This window comes from Caulobacter sp. RHG1 (assembly GCF_013181195.1).
Lineage (GTDB): Bacteria > Pseudomonadota > Alphaproteobacteria > Caulobacterales > Caulobacteraceae > Caulobacter.
Map to the genome: position 1 here is coordinate 803,168 of NZ_SMZP01000001.1, position 14,032 is coordinate 817,199.

Below are 14,032 nucleotides of genomic sequence, written 5' to 3' on the forward strand. Positions count from 1 at the left end.
CGTATGGAAACGCTGTCCCGTCTGATCGATACCCGCGCGCCGATCGCGCCCGACACGCTTTGCGGCGACGTCGCGGCGATGTTCGACGCCGAACCGAGCCTGACCGCGATCGCCGTGGTCGAGGACGGCGGGCCCGTGGGCCTGGTCTATCGCGACGTGCTGCAGGGCCAGATGCGCGTGGCCGACCTGATCGCCCGCCCGGTCCGCGACATCATGGATGCGGCCCCGCGCGTCATCCAGGCCGACACCGACGCCAGCGCCTTCGTCAACGCCCTGGCCGACAGCCCGACCCCCGTCTTCCGCACCGCCTATGTCACCATCGACGCCGCCGGCGCCTATGTCGGCGTGGGCGGGCTGGCCTCGCTGCTGGCCTCGCACCGCCGCCGCCAGGGCGAAGCCCGCGACGCCCGCGCCATGGTCGACCGCATGGCCGTCGAGATCGGCGCCCATCTGGACGGCGTCCTGGCCATCACCGAGCGCCTCGAACAACAACGCCTGACGCCTGACGCCGCCGCCTTCGTGCGCGCCATCGGCGACACCAGCCGCGACATGGGCGAGACGCTCAGCCGCGCCATCGATCTGCACCGTTCGGCCCAGGGCCAGATGGCGTTCAACGCGGTTCCGACCCGCCTGCGCGACCTGGCCGACGCGGTCGAAGCCCGCTGGGCCGCCCGCGCCCACGAAGGCGGCTCGACCCTGCTGGTGTCCTATGACGGCGAGCCCGAGTGCGGGGTCGAGGTCGACGGCGAGCGCCTGCTGCAGGTCTACGACATCCTAATCGAGAACGCCCTGGCCGCCGGCCGCGGCATGATCGAGGCCCGCCTGACCGCCCGCGCCGACGGCGGCCGCGTCCGCCTGGAAGGCCAGGTCCGCGACAACGCCGAGGGCCATGGCGGCGATCGCCTGGCCTGGGTCAGCGCGCCGCTCAGCGCCGCCAGCCTGCAAGACCACCACGAGATGGCGCTCAGCGTCGGCCTGGCCCTGGCCCACCGCGTCATGCGGGCCATGGGCGGCCCGCTGGTCGCCGAGGCCAATCGCGGCGCCGGCCTGACCGTGGGCTTCGGCCTCACCGCCGACGCCGCCCAGATCCTCGTCGCCCGCGACGCCGAGCCGGCCGTCGCCGGCCGCGCCGCCCACATCCTGATCGTCGACGACAACGCCACCAACCGCATGGTCGCCGAGGCCCTCTGCGACATGTTCGAATGCACCTCCGAACAGGCCGTCGACGGCGTCGAGGCCGTCGAGATGGCCAGGAGCGGCCGCTACGACCTAGTGCTGATGGACATCAAGATGCCGCGCATGGACGGCATCGCCGCCACCCGCGCCATCCGCGACATGGCCGGCCGCGTCGGCGCCGTGCCGATCGTCGCCCTGACCGCCAACGCCGATCCGGCCGACGTCCAGACCTATCTGGCCGCGGGCATGCAGGACGTGGTCGAGAAGCCGATCAAGCCCGAACGCCTGGCCACCGTCCTGAACGCTCTGCTGGGCGGCGAGGACGAGGACGCCGAAGCCGCAGCCTAGCCGCGACCGATCGCCGCCGCTCTACCGCTCCGCTTGGGATTGCGGCCGCTTTGCGCCAAGGTGGCGCCGCACCTAGCTTAACAAGGTGTGAGTCCGGAGCGGCGCGTGCTGACCACCGCTGAACAGCAGGCCTGGGCCTTCCTGAGCCAAGCCCCTCACCTGACCTCCGCCCAGGAGGTCGAGGCGCGCTTTGCCGAGGCTATCGCCGCGTTCGGCTACGACCGCTTCGCCGCCACCCTGGTCAATGCCGAACACTACGGCAAGGAGCCCCGCACCCTCAGCCGGCGCGACTTCGACGCCTGGGACGAGCGGTACTGGAGCGAGCGCTACGTCGTCCATGATCCCTGCGTGCGGCTGCTGCTGACCTCGCCGCGCGCCTTTGCCTGGTCGGACGCCCGGCCGCTGGGCGACAGCCGCGCCCAGGCCATGTGGGGCGAGGCCGCCGACCAGGGCATGAACGACGGCTATGTCGTGCGCGTCTTCGGCCCCGCCGGCCAGGAAGTGCTGATCCGCATGTCGACCGGCGCGCCCGACACCGACCCGGCCCACCGCGCCGTGATCGAGAGCTTGGCCACGGTGTTTGGCACCACCATGCTCAAGCACTGGGAAATGCAGGACGACAATCCCGACTACGGGATCATCTCCGAGCGTCAGGCCCAGTGTCTGTATTGGGCCAGCCGCGGCAAGACCGACTGGGAGATCGGCGCGATCCTGGAACTGTCGCCGCGCACCGTCCACCACCACATCGAGGCCGCCAAGAAGCGCCTGGGCGTGGCCAAGCGCCAGGAAGCGGTTCTGAAAGCCGGCGAACTGGGCCTGCTGCGCAAGCTGGACCGCTAGAACTTCCACGTCTTCCATTTCCCCGGTGAAGGCCGGGAAGACGGATCTGGCTCAGAACTTCCACTTGCCCGTCACCACCTCGAACCACAGGCGGAAATCGCCCATCAGGCTGTAGAGCGGATACTTGAACGTCGCTGGCCGGTTCTTCTCGAACACGAAGTGGCCGATCCAGGCGAAGCCGTAGCCGACGAGCGGCGCGGCCACGAAGAACCGCCAGTCCCGGACGACGCCCAGCAGCAGGCAGACGATCACCAGGCTGGTCCCGATCACATGCAGCCGCCGGCTGACCGGATTGACGTGTTCGGTCAGGTAGAACGGATAGAAGGCCGCGAAGGTGCGGTAGCGCTCTGGGGTCGCCGTGTTCATGGCGGAAATGCTGCCCCCTCACCTCTCGCCTGACAAGGCCATAGGCCGTTTGGCCTATCGTCGGTTTGACGGATCATGCCGCTTAATCCCCCCCTGTTGAACGTCAGCGCTTGGGGGCAGGCCATGATCCACATCATCACGTCCGAGAACCGTCACCTCTACGGCCCGCAGCTGTGGGCGATGCACGAGGAACGTCGCCGCCAATGCGTCGAGAAGAATGGCTGGGTCGATCTCGTGGTGCTGGAGGGCGGCGAGGTCGACGACTACGACGACGACCGCGCCATCTACCTGCTGGGCTTCAATCCCGAGATGGAGCTGGAGGTCGGCCTGCGCCTTCGCCCCACCGACGACCGCTGCATGCTGGCCGACAAGTTCCCCCATCTGATCGCCCCCGGCGAGACGCCCAAGAAGGGACCGGACGTCTGGGAGGCCACGCGCCTGTTCACCACCGACGCCTATCGCCGCCGCAAGGGCCCCGGCCGGGGCGAGCGGGTGTTCGAGGTCTGGGCGGCTGCGTTCGAATACGCCCTGCGCAAGGGCGTGAACCGCTTTGTCGGCATGATCGACATGCAGCTGTATCCCGGGATCCTGAACTCGCCGATCGACACCCGCCTGGTCGGCATCCCGCGCGCCTATGAACACGGCGTGGTGGCCGGGTCGGAAATCGCCCTGTCCCGGGCGCTGCTCGATCGCGTGCTGGAAGCCGTCTGCCGCGAGTCGCCGGTCGGCTACGAGATCGACGCCATGGACATGCTGGCCTTCGGCGATCTGTCCTGCGTGCAGCGCCAGGTGCGCCGGGCCATGACCCCGCAGTTGGTGGCGGGCGCCGAGCGCGACGAGACCCTGGCGGCCGAGACCCTGTTCCGCCTGCACGACGCCACCGGACGCGCCCGTCACATCTGGAGCCAGCGCGAACAACGTCTCCACGCCTGAAAAATTCCTCCAGCCGCTCTCCAAGTTCGCGTTTGACGAAAGTGAGACCCGCCAAGGTTGGCGGCGAATCACCTCGCAGGCGACTAACCTCCTGGAATCGGGGAGGAAAGGCCAACCAGCGCGACGTAACGCCGCGCGACGCGAGCTTCGCTTTCACCAGCGTCACGGTCGTGTCATTTTCCCTGAACAACCGTTGGAGGCGGAATTAAACTCATGAGCGAAGAAACCGAAGGCCGTCGTCCCAATCCTGTCGACCTGCACGTCGGCGGCCGGGTCCGCATGCGCCGCAAGCTGCTTGGCGTCAGCCAGGAACAGCTCGCGGACTCTCTCGGCCTTACCTTTCAACAGGTTCAGAAGTACGAGCGCGGCGCCAACCGCGTGAGCGCTTCCAAGCTGTACGAGATCGCCAAGACCCTTCAGGTCCCCGTGTCGTTCTTCTTCGACGGCCTGGCCGACCCGATGAGCGGCGCCGAAGTCGATGACGCCACCCAGCACGCCGAACGCGTGGTCCAGGAATTCCTGACCACCCCGGAAGGCCTGGAACTGGCCGAAGTGTTCCCGCGCATCGGTCGCGGCCGCGTCCGTCGCCAGGTGCTCGACCTGGTCCGCGCCATGGCCGACGAATCCTCGCGCGGCGACGCCGCCTAGGACCCGCTAAGAGCCAAGAACGACAAAGGCCTCGGTCCGCTCAGCCGAGGCCTTTTTTGTGCCTGTAGGGCGGCCCGATTCTGCAAAGCAGACCGCCGCAGCGCCGGAAAGGGGCCGTTAGCGGACCCGGTCGGCTATGAGATGTTTCGATCGCAAGACCCGGCGCTGTGATGCTTGGCGGGCTTCGGCTAGAAGGCGGCGCTACCTGCCCCGGCGAGCCGGCGCTGCCTGGATCGACTTTTTCGGGATGCATCCATGAACGAAAATCCCGATCTCGCTGCCCTGGATAAGCTTAAGGCGCGCATCCAGGGGCTACGCGCCAAGACGACGGACAACGGCTGCACCGAGGCCGAAGCGTTGTCGGCCGCCGCCAAGGTCGCGGAGCTGCTCGATCGCTACGACTTGTCGCTGACCGACGTCGAGATCCGTGACGCGACGTGCGAGCGGCTTGAGTACGAGACCCGCCACAACAAACGCATACCGCTGGAGGAATGCATCGGCGCTGTCGCGAACTTCTGCGATTGCCGGGTCTGGCGCGAAAAGACGCCCGCGGGCGACCCACGCTACGTATTCTTTGGTCTCCGGTCTGATATCGAAGCCGCCCACTACCTGACCGGACTGATAGATCTGGCCGTTCGGTCAGAGCTTGGCCGATACAAGACAAGTAGAGAATACCAGCAGTTTCGACACCAAGACCGACACATGGCGAATGCGTCCTTCACCCTGGGAATGGTAGCGTCGATCGCGGAGAAATTGACCGCCATGAAGGCTGGCCGGGATCAGGCCAACAACGACGCCGGACGTCATCTCGTCGTTCTCAAGTCAGCGGTCGTCGAGGCCGAATTCGACAGGCTCGACCTGAAGCTCGAGACCGTGCGCCGCCCTACTCGCATGGTGTCGCCGGACGCATACGACGCCGGCGGCGCCGCTGGTGTGTCCTTGGCCATCCCCCCCAGAGGACGGGGAATCGCATAGCGACGGTTGTCAACGACGAGCGCCAGACACCCCGCTTCCCGATCCACCAAGCGTGAGCGAACGGAACCCTAGCCGATTGCAGACGCTACGCCGCCAATACGAGGGTGAACCTCTCGCAGACGATCTCCAGATCGGCGTCCACCGTGAACTTGGAGCCAGCCAGCACGGTCTCATAGTAGCTTTGGTGAGCCGCCCTCCACCATTCAAGCGAGAGATCTCCCTCCCCTTCGGAGCGCGCAAACGCCTCGTCGATCTCGCCAAATCGCCTTGTCTCGACCGACACTGTCTGGATGACGGCCACGGCGTCGCCTGCCCAGTCGGTCACGATCGAGTAGTCGCCCACGCGCGGCATCGGGTCGCCGGCAAGCTCAAGTTCCGCAACCGAGGGCGCCGTCGCGCGCTTCTGCCCCATCGCCACCAGCTTGGCGCAGAGATCAGCATCCGCCTGATTGTCGCAGAAATGGAAGCTGCTCGGCGCATCAGCCGGGGCATCGGGATTGATGGCGCGATACCGATCCCACAGGCGAGCAGCAGACAAGGTCATGATCGCCCGCTATCCGAATCCAAAAACGCGCGCAACCGGAAGCAGAAAGCCCGCACCTTGGAGCGCCTCTTAAGAGAGACAGATCTTAGGTGACGACGACGCCCCTACCCTGCAGAAACGCTGCCTTGCGAGGCCTGCCAGATGCGCTTGGCGGTGCCGGCCGCGGCGGGCGCCAGGCCACGCAGGTCGTAGGTGCGTACGATCCGGATGCCGATCTCACGGTCCCTCTGCCAGGCGACGGTGACGTCGTGGGCCAGGCCGGCGACCAGGTCGACGAGCTGCGCCTGCCCGGGCGGCGCGGCGGCGGTCAGCATCTGGATACGCGCGCCGCTGCTGGACAGGTCGCGGATCACGCAGTCCCAGGCAAAGGCGCCGCACAGCACCTTGCCGGACCGTTGGGTCTGGATGCGGACGGCAGACCGCCGCTCATGTTCCCCGCCGGACGCGAACTTCGCCATGACCGGATAAACGCATGGGGCGGTTAATCGGTCGTGCAGATTTAAGATTTTTGCAGTAAAGGTTAACGACCTCAGGGTGCGGCGATTTGCGCTGACGGCTTCAGGTCGAATTCCGACCGACATAGGCTCTAGCGACCGCTACCATCGACGAACGATGATTGACGAATCCCCGCCCCTCTCCGCCTCTCCCAGCGTGACCACCGCGCTGAAGCATGCGCCGCTGGGCATCGCCATCTTCGATCGCGACATGCGCTATCTGGCGGCCTCGCGGCAGTATCTGACCGACCAGCACCTGCCCGCGGACATGCCCTTGATCGGCCGCCTGCACTACGAGGCCTTCCCCGAGGTGCCGCAGAAGTGGCGCGACCTTCATGCCCAGGTGCTGCTCGAGGGCGTCGAACTGCGCCACGAGGGCGACCCCTATGTCGACCGCTTCGGCCGCACCGAGTGGATCCGCTGGTCGATGGCCCCCTGGCGGACGGATGCCAATGAAAGCGGGGAAAGCGAGATCGGCGGCCTGGTGCTCTACACCGAGGTGGTCACCGCCAATATCGAGGCCCGTCTGAAGCTGGAGGCGGCCGAAGCCCGCTATCGGGCCGTGTTCGACCAGGCCGCCATGGGCGTGGCTCGCCTGACCCCGACCGGCGAGATCCTGGAGGTCAACGACAGCTTCTGCGTCCTGCTGCAGCGCCCGCGCGAAGCCCTGCTGGACGCGTCTTTCCAGAGCCTGGCCCATGCCGACCATCTGGACGACGTGCTGGCCTCCAGCGCCGCCCTGCTGGCCGGCGAGCGCGAAACCTGCTCGGCCGAGCGCCTCTTCCAGTTGCCCGAGGGCGAGATCTGGATCCACCTGACCGCTTCGATGGTCAGGGTGGAAGACGAACCAGCCTACATCCTGGCCATCATCTCCGACATCAGCGCCCGCAAGCAGGCCGAGACCGCCCAGCAGAACCATCAGGGCCAGCTGCGGCTGCTGATCAACGAACTGAACCACCGCGTGAAGAACACCCTGGCCACCGTCCAGTCGATGGCGGCCCAGACCCTGCGCAACGAACCCCATCCGACCGTGGCCTTCGAGAAGTTCGAGGCGCGCCTGCTGGGCCTGTCGGGGGTGCACGACATCCTGACCCGCGAGAGCTGGCACGGGGCGGCGCTGCACGAGGTGGTCCGACGCGCCCTGCGCCCCTTCGACGAGGCCGGGGTGCGCGTCAGCGTCGAGGGGCCCGCGGTGAGGCTGCAACCCGGCGGCGCGCTGACCATGGCGCTGATCCTGCACGAGCTGGCCACCAACGCCCTGAAGTACGGCGCGCTGTCGAACGCCGAGGGCCGCGTCAGCCTGGCCTGGACCTATGACCCGGCCACGCGCATCCTCGAAACCACCTGGACCGAGCTTGGCGGTCCGCCCGTGGTCGAGCCGACACGCAAGGGCTTCGGCTCGCGCCTGATCGAGCGCAGCCTGCGCGGCGAACTGAAGGGCCAGGCGGCCATGGACTACCGCCCCCAGGGCCTGCGCTGCGTGCTCCAGGCCCGCCTGCCCGAAGCGCCGGAAACCCCGTCCGAGCCTGGCTGATCCCGCTCGAAGACACATTTGATCTGCCGCATTGCGGGCGCAGACGATCGGCGGCGTCATAGTTGCAAAGCGGCTTCCGGCGACCCCATCCGCCAGGACCCCTTGGCCGGCCGGGGTGTCGTGACCTCGGCCGGCAGCCTTTCCCTCGACACCATCACTCACGCCTGGATAGGCTGGCGCCATGACGCTCGCCAGACTCACGCGCCGCTCCGCCCTCGCCTCCGTGATCGCGGCGGGACTGGCGCCGCCCTTCGCTCAGGCTCAGAACAAACCGGAGGACTGGAAGGCCCTGGCCGCCGACGTCCGCAAGGAGTTCCAGTGGGCCTGGCAGGCCTATGTCGCCAAGGCCTGGGGCAAGGACGAGATCAATCCGGTCAGCGGCACGTCGCGCTCGTTCTTCATCGAGGGTCACGACCTGGGCCTGTCGCTGGTCGAGGCGCTGGACACCCTGTGGATCATGGGCCTGGACGCCGAGTTCCAGGCCGGCGTCGACTGGGTGAAGTCGTCCCTGTCCTTCGATGTCGACGGCGACGCCCAGGTGTTCGAGACCAATATCCGGCTGGTCGGCGGCCTGATCGCCGCCCACCTGGCCTGCGGCGATCCGATGCTGCTGGCCAAGGCGAAAGACCTGGCCGACCGATTGATGAAGGCCTTCGACGCCTCGCCGCACGGCCTGCCCTGGCGCTATGTGAACCTGCGCACCGGCGCCGTGCGTGATCCCGAGACCAACCTGGCCGAGATCGGCACCTACATCACCGAATTCGGGGTGCTGAGCCAGCTGACCGGCGATGACCGCTACTTCAAGGCCGCCAAACGGGCCATGAAGCACGCCCTGGACCGCCGCTCGAGGATCGGCCTGATGGCCGCCAATATCGACGCCCGCACCGGCGACTTCATCAGCCGCAACGCCAGCATCGATATCTATGCCGACAGCTTCTACGAATATCTTTGGGACGCCTGGGAGCTGTTCGGCGACGCGGACTGCAAGCGCTGGGCGGTCGAGTGCGTCGACGCTCAGCTGGCCCACCAGGCCAAGCGCTATGAGGGTCGTCTCTGGTTCCCGATGGTCGACTACGAGACCGGCGTCGTGACCTCGACGGCCCAGAGCGAACTGGCCGCCTACTATGCCGGCCTGCTGGGCCAGGTGGGCCGCAAGGCGCAGGGCGACGACTATCTGGCCACCTTCACCTATCTGCAGGCGACGTTCGGGATCATTCCGGAATCGATCGAGGCTCCCACCGCCCAGCCACGCCGCAAGCACACGGGCCTGCGCCCGGAGTATCCCGACGCCTGCCTGAACCTGTGGCTGATCGACCGCGACGAGCGCTATCGCCAGCTCTCGGCCATCCACTATCGCGAGATGAAGGCCACCAGCCGCGCGCCTTACGGCTACACCGCGCTGAAGGACATCACGACCAAGCCGATGACCCAGGGCGACAACTGTCCCGGCTACTGGTGGTCCGAGCAGATGAAATACTACTACCTGCTGTTTTCGGACACGCCGCGCATCGACTACGCCCAGCTGCAGCTCAGCACGGAGGCCAACGTGCTGCGCGGTTTCCGAAAGGTTTAGAAACGGACAACTTGTCGCACCCCAAACGCTGAGGCCCAGCCCCGACGACGTCGTCATCCCAGTGAGCCCGAACCGACGCAGGCCTGTCGCGTGAATCGGTCATCAAGGCGACGGCTCGGGGGATTTGAACCATGCGACTTCGCACGTTCCTGACCGCACTGGCGATCACCGCCGGCCTGGGCGCCCCGGCGGCCCAAGCCGCCGATCCGCGCGAGCGGCTCCACGATCCCTCGGCCGGCGTGATGGTGGTCGCCCACCGCGCATGCCACGCCGCCGCGCCTTCGCGCAGCATGACCAACACCCTGCCTGAAAACTCCCTGTCCGCCCTCAAGCGCTGCATCGCCCTGGGCGTCGACATGGTCGAGATCGACGTGCGCCGCACCCAGGACGGAGCCCTGGTCGTCATGCACGACGCCAAGGTCGATCGCACCACCAACGGCAAGGGCAAGATCGCCGACATGACCCTGGGCGAGGTCCAGGCCTTGCGCCTCAAGGCCGGCGACGCCGAGTTCGAAGCGCCGCCGACCCTGTCGGCCTTCCTGCGCGTCGCCCGCGGCCGCATCCTGGTCAACATCGACCTGAAGGAAGGGCCGCTGGCCGCCCAGGCCGCTCGACTGGTGCGAGACACCGACACCACCGACTGGGTGCTGTTCAAGGCCCGCGCCGACCTCGACGCAGCTCCGATCGCCGACAAGCCGCTGTATCAAGACATGGCCTTCATGCCGATCGTGGGCCAGAAGGCCGCTTCGCGCGCCGAGCAGCTGGGCGAGATCACCACCCGCCAGGCTTCCGGCGAACGCGCGATCCCGGCCGTCGAGCTGGACGCCCTCAAGAAGGACGGCTTTTTCGCGGTGCGCGACGCGGCCCACGCCGCCCGCATCCGCGTCTGGAGCAACAGCCTGGACGGCAAGGGCCTGAAGGGCGTGGCCGACGCCGCCGGCGACCGTCGCGCCCTGACCGATCCCGCCCGCGCCTGGGGCGGCCTGATCGCCGAGGGCGTCAACATGGTCCAGACCGACCAGCCGGCCGCCCTGCTCGACTATCTGAACGACCAGGGCCTGCGCGATCCCGCGAGGGTCACCGTCGCAGACGTCGGATCGACTGTTCCAGCGTCCGCCGTCGTTTCGTCCAGGATTCATTGAGCCCTTCGGCCTCGGTCTCCAGCGCGCGACGCCGCCGCTCCAGATCGGCCGCGACGTCACGCTGCTCGATCTCGGCGGCCTCCAAGACGGCTTCCGCCTCGGCCAAGGCCTTCTTTCGTCTGGTCTCGGCGGCATCGGCGGCCTTCTTCGGCGCAGCCTTGGGCTTGGGCAGGGTCTCGATCGCCGCCTTCAGCCCGCCCTCGGCCCGCCGGATCACCGACCCGGGCGCGGCCAGGGCCGCCTTGGCGTCGGGCGCATCGGACGCTTCGCTCGCCACGCCTTCCTTGAAGAGATCGCGGTCCGTCTCCCACGCCGCCAACGCCTTGACGCGCGACGTCGTCGCCACGGTGTAGCGGTGAAAGCCGTCAGACCAGGTGAAGACCTTGAGGGCGCGCGCCATGACGCGACAACGAGCAGCGCCGAGGCCCTGTTCCAAACTTCTGAATTGTAAGGAGAAGTCAGTCCGTCCTGGTGGTTGGAGGCGGGATCGAACCGCCGACCTGTGGGTTATGAATCCACCGCTCTAACCATCTGAGCTACCCAACCGTCGCCAGGACGGACGGGGGTCATACGCTCAAGAGCGCCCCGCATCAAGCCTTAGAATCGACCCGTATCGGGCGGCGAAACCGCACACGCTTTCGCCCGGCGCGCTCAGGTGAGCATCGCATCCAGCGCGGCTTCCAAGCGCCGCGCCAGCTGGTCGGGGCCGTATTCGCCCAGCACCAGGGCGCGGGCGGCCTCGCCCAGGCGGACCGCGCCTTGCGGGTCCGCCACCACCTCGCCCAGGGCCTCGGCCAGGCGGTCGACGTCGTCGTCGGGGACCAGCCTGCCGTTGACGCCGTCCTTGAGGATCTCGTCGGGACCGTCGATCTCGGTGGCCACCACGGGCAGGCCCACGGCCATGGCCTCAAGCAGGGTCAGCGGGAAACCCTCCTGGTGCGAGGGGAAGGCGAAGACGTCGCCCGAAGCCAGGAAGCCGGCGACGTCGTCGGTCCAGCCGACCAGCTTGACGCAGGGGCTGAGGTCCAGCTCGCGGATCAGCGCTTCCAGCGCGCCGCGCTCGTCGCCCTCGCCGGCGATCTCGCAGGTGACCTCCAGGTCGTAGGCGCGCAGCTTGCCGATCGCCCGGATCAGGATGTCGAAGCCCTTCTTCGAGTGCAGCCGGCCGGCGGCGACGATCTTGATCGGGCAGCCGTCGGTCGCTCCGCGCGCGAACGGCGTCGCTCGCGCGGTCGGCGGGGTCACAGCGTTGGGGATGAAATGGACGTGGTCCGCCGGCGCGCCGCGGTCCAGGGCCAGTTGGGCCAGGTGCTGACCGACGCATAGATAGTGAACGCCCGGGGCGACGTCGAACGAGGGCTTGTGCACGCAGACGGCCTGCAAGGTTCCCGCCGGCGCGGCCTTGGCGAACAGGCGAGCAGGCCGCTGGCCGTGGCTTAGGATCAGGACCGGCCGGACCTCGCGAACCACCGCCTTGGCCGCGCCCAGGGTGACCGGGTCCCAGTCGGTGAAGGCCGGCATGCTTGAGAATGGCGGCGTGCGTTGGCTCTGCGCGGCCGCGACCTTGCCGCCCTGGCGCACCACGCCGACGCAGCGACCGTCATGCCGCGCCGCCCACGCCTCCAGGATCGGCTGATAGTCCAGAAACACCTGCTCCAGACCGCCCAAGCCCTTGCCCAGCATGGCGTGCAGGATGTTGGTCAAGGCGGGCTCCAGGGAGTCTTCTAACGGGCGGGGACCATCGTGGGGCGCCGCTTGCGTGTCAACGCGCCAGCAGCCGATCCGCAACCTCTTGTCCGATCGCCAGCGAGCTGGTGAGGCCGGGGCTCTCGATGCCGAACAGCGCCATCAGGCCTTCCAGACCATGATCCTCGACGCCGCGCAGCTGGAAATCGGGCTGCGGCTCATCGGGCCCGTGCAGCTTGGGCCGCACGCCGGCATAGTCCGGCTGCAGGGCGCCGTCAGGCAGGTCCGGCCAGAACTTGCGGATATAGGCGGCGAAGGTCTCGGCCCGCGCAGGATCGACCGAATAGTCGGGCGCGGACACGTATTCCAGGTCCGGCCCGAACACCGCCTGGCCGCCCAGGTCGTTGCGGTAGTGAGTGCCCAGCGCGCCGTGGATCGGCGGCGGATAGACCAGGCGCTGGAACGGCGCCTTGCCGGTCAGTCGGAAATAGACGCCCTTGCCATAGTGGGCCGTGGGGATGCGGTCGCCGGGATAGCCTTCGATGCGGCCCGCGACGTCCTGCGCCGACAGCCCCGGAGCAGCGACCAGCAGGCGGCAGGTCAGGCTGGTCGGGTCAACGCCCCCGGCCCTGACCTTGAAGCCGCCGCCCGCGAAGGCCTCGGCGCCCTCGAACGGCGTATTGAGCACCACCGCCCCGCCGGCGGCCTCGATCTCCCCCTGCAGGGCCAGCATGTAGTCGTGGCTGGCGAAGACGCCGCTCTCAGGCGACAACAGCGCAGCATGGGCGTTGAGACCAGGCTCCAGCGCGCGGGCCTGCTGGCCGCTCACTCGCTCCATGCCCTCGACGTCGTTGGCCAGGGCCTGGTCCCAGATGGCGTCCAGGCGCGGGATCTCGTCCTCGCTCGTGGCCACGACCAGCTTGCCGCAGCGCTTGTAGGCCACGCCGTGCTTGTCGAGGAACGGATACAGCAGCCGCCGCCCCTGCACGCACAGCCGCGCCTTCAGCGAACCGGACGGATAGTAGAGCCCGCCGTGGATCACCTCGGAATTGCGCGACGACACGCCCTGCCCGATGTGGCCCTCGGCCTCCAGCACCGCGACGATCAGGCCCCGCTGAGCCAGGGCGTAGCCGCACGCCAGGCCGACCGCGCCCGCGCCCACCACGACGGCGTCGAAATCGAATTCGGTCATTTCAGGGTCGCCGAATGCTCGATTGAACGGATGATGACGGCATCATCCACGACCTCATAAAAGATCACGTAGGCGCCGTGTGGAAGCCGACGAAACCGCGGGTTCTGCGCTACGGTCTGAGCCATGAACGGCATGAGGGCGAGGTCGTCGAACTTGGCCGTCAGCCCCTCGACAAACCGCACCCCGGCTTGGGGACTGTGCTGAACGATGTAGTGGCGAATGCTCTGCAGATCGCGTTGAGCGCGCCGTGTCAGAACATAGCGACGGCTCACTCCCCCGCGGCCTCGGCGCGAGCCTTCAGTTCGGCAAGCATCTCGGCCATGAACGTCGCGCCGTCGACGCATTCGTCGGGATGGATAACCTCTGCCTCCAGCTCATCGAGCAGTGCTTTCAGCTTCTCCGAACCGCCGACGATGTCCGATGCCCGGCGATAGTTGAGCTCTGCAAGCTCAGCCGCGATACCCTCATCCAGCGATGTAAACTCACCACGCTCCACGCGCGCCTGAAGGTCGGCGGCGTCCTCGGCGCTGAGCTGCACCGTAACTTGGCTAGCGTTCACCGGCTTGTTCATGGCCGCAAGA

At 67.7% G+C, this 14,032-nt stretch carries 16 protein-coding genes and 1 tRNA gene; 8 read left to right on the forward strand and 9 right to left on the reverse strand.

Annotated features, from left to right (window positions below; all coding sequences use genetic code 11):
- Window positions 1–3: 3 nt before the first annotated feature.
- Window positions 4–1,524 carry a response regulator gene (locus E1H18_RS03685; protein WP_172263738.1) on the forward strand — a complete coding sequence of 507 codons (1,521 nt, stop codon included), beginning with the start codon at window positions 4–6 and terminating at the stop codon, window positions 1,522–1,524.
- A gap of 105 nt (window positions 1,525–1,629) precedes the next feature.
- Complete coding sequence (locus tag E1H18_RS03690; RefSeq protein WP_172263740.1) at window positions 1,630–2,364, forward strand: autoinducer binding domain-containing protein; 735 nt, start codon at window positions 1,630–1,632, stop codon at window positions 2,362–2,364.
- A 51-nt stretch (window positions 2,365–2,415) separates the two neighbouring features.
- Here E1H18_RS03690 and E1H18_RS03695 read toward each other — a convergent pair whose 3' ends face one another.
- Window positions 2,416–2,730, reverse strand: coding sequence for an Mpo1-like protein (locus E1H18_RS03695; protein ID WP_172263742.1), 315 nt, complete (start codon window positions 2,728–2,730; stop codon window positions 2,416–2,418).
- 123 nt (window positions 2,731–2,853) lie between these two features.
- On the opposite strand from E1H18_RS03695, the gene E1H18_RS03700 reads away from it, so the two are divergent.
- From E1H18_RS03700 to E1H18_RS03710, 3 genes are all read left to right on the forward strand, one after another.
- Window positions 2,854–3,663 carry an acyl-homoserine-lactone synthase gene (locus E1H18_RS03700; protein ID WP_172263744.1) on the forward strand — a complete coding sequence of 270 codons (810 nt, stop codon included), beginning with the start codon at window positions 2,854–2,856 and terminating at the stop codon, window positions 3,661–3,663.
- A 213-nt stretch (window positions 3,664–3,876) separates the two neighbouring features.
- Window positions 3,877–4,311 (forward strand): helix-turn-helix domain-containing protein, encoded by a 435-nt coding sequence (locus E1H18_RS03705; RefSeq protein ID WP_172263746.1) that lies wholly within the window; start codon window positions 3,877–3,879, stop codon window positions 4,309–4,311.
- A gap of 255 nt (window positions 4,312–4,566) precedes the next feature.
- A complete protein-coding gene (locus tag E1H18_RS03710) occupies window positions 4,567–5,286 on the forward strand; it encodes a DUF2786 domain-containing protein (RefSeq protein WP_172263748.1) in 720 nt (239 codons plus the stop codon).
- Between the two features lie 85 nt (window positions 5,287–5,371).
- Here E1H18_RS03710 and E1H18_RS03715 read toward each other — a convergent pair whose 3' ends face one another.
- Window positions 5,372–5,830 carry an ASCH domain-containing protein gene (locus tag E1H18_RS03715; RefSeq protein ID WP_172263750.1) on the reverse strand — a complete coding sequence of 153 codons (459 nt, stop codon included), beginning with the start codon at window positions 5,828–5,830 and terminating at the stop codon, window positions 5,372–5,374.
- A gap of 104 nt (window positions 5,831–5,934) precedes the next feature.
- Window positions 5,935–6,288 carry a PilZ domain-containing protein gene (locus tag E1H18_RS03720; protein ID WP_172263752.1) on the reverse strand — a complete coding sequence of 118 codons (354 nt, stop codon included), beginning with the start codon at window positions 6,286–6,288 and terminating at the stop codon, window positions 5,935–5,937.
- Window positions 6,289–6,442: 154 nt separating this feature from the next.
- Here E1H18_RS03720 and E1H18_RS03725 point away from each other — a divergent pair, with 154 nt between their 5' ends.
- From E1H18_RS03725 to E1H18_RS03735, 3 genes are all read left to right on the forward strand, one after another.
- On the forward strand, window positions 6,443–7,858 hold the full coding sequence (locus E1H18_RS03725) for a sensor histidine kinase (RefSeq protein WP_172263754.1): 1,416 nt from the start codon (window positions 6,443–6,445) through the stop codon (window positions 7,856–7,858).
- Between the two features lie 181 nt (window positions 7,859–8,039).
- Window positions 8,040–9,431, forward strand: a complete 1,392-nt coding sequence (locus tag E1H18_RS03730) for a glycoside hydrolase family 47 protein (protein WP_172263756.1) — start codon at window positions 8,040–8,042, stop codon at window positions 9,429–9,431.
- Window positions 9,432–9,562: 131 nt separating this feature from the next.
- Window positions 9,563–10,573, forward strand: a complete 1,011-nt coding sequence (locus E1H18_RS03735; protein ID WP_172263758.1) for a glycerophosphodiester phosphodiesterase family protein — start codon at window positions 9,563–9,565, stop codon at window positions 10,571–10,573.
- On the opposite strand, the gene E1H18_RS03740 is transcribed toward E1H18_RS03735, so the two are convergent.
- The 6 genes from E1H18_RS03740 to E1H18_RS03765 form a co-directional block, all read right to left on the reverse strand.
- The gene (locus tag E1H18_RS03740; RefSeq protein WP_172263760.1) at window positions 10,509–10,973 is read right to left on the reverse strand and encodes a hypothetical protein; all 465 of its coding nucleotides are present in this window, start codon (window positions 10,971–10,973) and stop codon (window positions 10,509–10,511) included. The two genes, E1H18_RS03735 and E1H18_RS03740, sit on opposite strands and share 65 nt — an antisense overlap.
- Window positions 10,974–11,042: 69 nt before the next feature.
- Window positions 11,043–11,119, reverse strand: a tRNA-Met gene (locus E1H18_RS03745).
- Window positions 11,120–11,224: 105 nt separating this feature from the next.
- Window positions 11,225–12,277, reverse strand: a complete 1,053-nt coding sequence (locus E1H18_RS03750) for a glycosyltransferase (RefSeq protein WP_172263762.1) — start codon at window positions 12,275–12,277, stop codon at window positions 11,225–11,227.
- A gap of 58 nt (window positions 12,278–12,335) precedes the next feature.
- Entirely contained in the window at window positions 12,336–13,451 is a 1,116-nt protein-coding gene (locus tag E1H18_RS03755; protein ID WP_172263764.1) for an NAD(P)/FAD-dependent oxidoreductase, read from the reverse strand.
- Window positions 13,448–13,723 carry a type II toxin-antitoxin system RelE/ParE family toxin gene (locus tag E1H18_RS03760; protein ID WP_370526408.1) on the reverse strand — a complete coding sequence of 92 codons (276 nt, stop codon included), beginning with the start codon at window positions 13,721–13,723 and terminating at the stop codon, window positions 13,448–13,450. Before E1H18_RS03760 ends, E1H18_RS03755 begins: the two co-directional genes overlap by 4 nt.
- Window positions 13,720–14,022: a hypothetical protein gene (locus E1H18_RS03765; RefSeq protein WP_172263768.1), complete on the reverse strand. Its 303-nt coding sequence runs from the start codon at window positions 14,020–14,022 to the stop codon at window positions 13,720–13,722. The genes E1H18_RS03760 and E1H18_RS03765 overlap by 4 nt, the downstream gene beginning before the upstream one ends.
- Window positions 14,023–14,032: the final 10 nt, after the last annotated feature.